Annotated in this window: 2 protein-coding genes; both read left to right on the forward strand. The window is 49.9% G+C overall.

Features of this window, described 5'->3' with window-relative positions:
• On the forward strand, positions 1-1,361 hold a 1,361-nt coding region (locus PHU49_17000; protein ID MDD5245707.1), incomplete at its 5' end, for an ATP-binding protein.
• Positions 1,354-2,623: sigma-54 dependent transcriptional regulator (locus tag PHU49_17005; protein ID MDD5245708.1), on the forward strand; the 1,270-nt coding region annotated here is incomplete at its 3' end. The genes PHU49_17000 and PHU49_17005, both read left to right, overlap by 8 nt.

Here is a 2,623-nt window from a genome sequence, read left to right on the forward strand (position 1 = left end):
GGGATAAAAGCTGTTACTCGGCGATATTCGGCAATAAAGCGCCTTGCGACGATTGCCCTGCGTTCATAGCCTTCAAAAGCGGCAGGGCAGAGTATGCGGAGATAAAAAAGACCGGCAAGTCAGGGAACACTTATTACCTTGCCACATCGACACCCCCGGGGCAAGACGCGGACAATGAATCCTCCTTCTTTATCATGACTATCCAGGATATCACGGCGTATAAGACGGCAGAAGATGAACTGAGCCGGCTCAATGATTTTAACAGGGAGATTATTGAAAACGCACCGGTGGCAATCTTTACTGTCAACCAGGAGGGAGAGATCTCGAGTGTGAACCCTGCCCTTGCCGTGATATCAGGTCTTGGTGAGAAGGCCAGGGAGAAGTTGCTGGGATTCAACTGGCTGAAAAATCCGTACACGATCAAGTGCGGCCTTGCCCGTTACATCAAGGAGGCACTTGAAGGAAAACCCCTTCAGCTCTGGGATTTTCCTTTCAAAAATTACTGGGGCCACCCTCAGTACATATATTTTAAAGGTGTACCGGTACGTGGAAAGGATGGAAACGTCGAAGGTCTCCTCTGTATTATTGAAGAGACTACAGAGATAGTAAGGACAAGGGCACAATTGATACAGGAGGCAAAGATGTCCTTTGTGGGGCGTCTGGCAGCGGGTATCGCCCACGAGCTGAACAATCCTCTTGCTACTATCACCGCCAACGCGGAGCTTGCCAAGGAGCTTATTGAGAACGTCAGCGGGGATCCTATGGGTGAATCCGACCTGGGTGAGCTGAAGGAATACATCGATACAATTGAGGAACAGGCCTACCGGTGTACCAGGACTATCAGGAATCTCCTGGAAGTAACAAGGAAAAAGGATTTCGGAGCAAGCAATATCAATTTCAATGATTTTATCTCCAAGGTCCTCAACCAGATAAACTTCAGGAAGATGAAGGTGAAGCTCATCAAAGAGATCCCGCCCGACCTTCCTGAGATCAATAGTGACCCTGAAGCGCTGCGGCAGGTCTTCCTGAACGTGATCAGTAATGCCGTTGACGCCGTGGAAGGCACGGAAAATGCAACGATATGGATCAAAACAATGCTGAAAAATGATAACCGGCTTGAAGTGGCGATCGAAGACAATGGCACTGGTATACCTGAAGATATAGCGGAGCTTATCTTCGAGCCCTTTTTTACCACGAAAGAACCAAAGAAAGGGACAGGTCTTGGCCTGACGCTCTGTTACGATTTCCTCCAGAGAATGGGCGGGAGCATTGAGGCCCAGCAAAGACCCAGAGGGGGGAGCGTCTTCAGGATTACATTGCCTGTATATGACCAGAAAAAGATAGGGTATCAGAGTGCCTGACATCAGGGTCCTTATAGTTGACGACGAAGAGCAGCTTGCCGAGGCTTTCAGGAAAAAGCTGTCCAAAGAAGGTTACTCGGTGCGCACCGCTTCGACCGGCGCCGCCGCCATCTCGCTCGTGAAGCAGCAGCCTTTCGATGTATGTGTCCTCGACATCAGGCTCCCCGATATCGACGGGGTGAAACTACTGGAGACCCTCAAGGAGATTGAGCCCACCCTTGAGATCATTATGCTCACGGGCCACGCCTCTATTGACACGGCGATACAATCAATGAAGTACGGCGCCTATGATTACCTGAGCAAGCCCTGCAAGCTCTCGGAACTGAGCACGGTTATCCTCAAAGCCCACGAGAAGAAGTCGCTGAAGGAGAGGAATATCGTTCTCCAGGAACAGCTTCAGAGGGTCGAAGCGCACGACACGTTTATCGGCAAGAGCAAGCAGATGAAAGAGATCCAGAGGCTTATATCTCTTGTCGCATCTTCCGATGCCACCGTTCTTGTCCTTGGAGAAACAGGGACCGGAAAAGAGCTGGTAGCAAGAGCAATACATGCCCTGAGTCCACGGTCGGCAAACCAGTTTGTAGCCGTTAACTCAAGCACCCTCCAGGAGAGCATACTCGAAAGCGAGCTTTTTGGGTACAAGAAAGGGGCCTTTACCGGCGCGCAGAACGATAAGATCGGGCTCCTTGAACTGGCCAACAGGGGGACATTCTTCATCGATGAGGTTGGTGATATGAGTATCAATATCCAGGCAAAATTTTTAAGAACCCTCGAAACAGGGGTTTTCAGGAGACTTGGAGATACCCGTGAATCAAAGGTCGATGTGAGGTTCATATTTGCGACGAACAAACCCCTCGAGGATGAGGTAAAAGAAAAGAAGTTCCGCAAAGACCTTTTCTACAGGCTCAACACTTTCATCATTGCCCTTCCGCCCCTTCGTGAACGGAAAGATGATGTCCTTTTACTGGCGGACTACTTTCTCCGGAAGTTCGCGCGAGGCGGGGATAAAAAGGTCCTGTCAGATGACGCGATGAAACTCCTTTCAGAATACTGGTGGCCGGGAAATGTACGTGAACTTGCGAATGTAATCGAGAGGGCGGTCCTCCTTTCTATGACGCGCAAGACCATCTTATGCGAAGACCTGCCGCAGACCATGATGGAAAATCACCTCGATAATACTCAAAATGAGAAAATTCCATTACAGGGCGAAGCCCTTGATCTCAGGAAGGTTGAAAGAGAACACATCAGGCGGGTACTGAAGT

The organism is Syntrophorhabdaceae bacterium (genome assembly GCA_028713955.1).
Lineage (GTDB): Bacteria > Desulfobacterota > Syntrophorhabdia > Syntrophorhabdales > Syntrophorhabdaceae > UBA5609.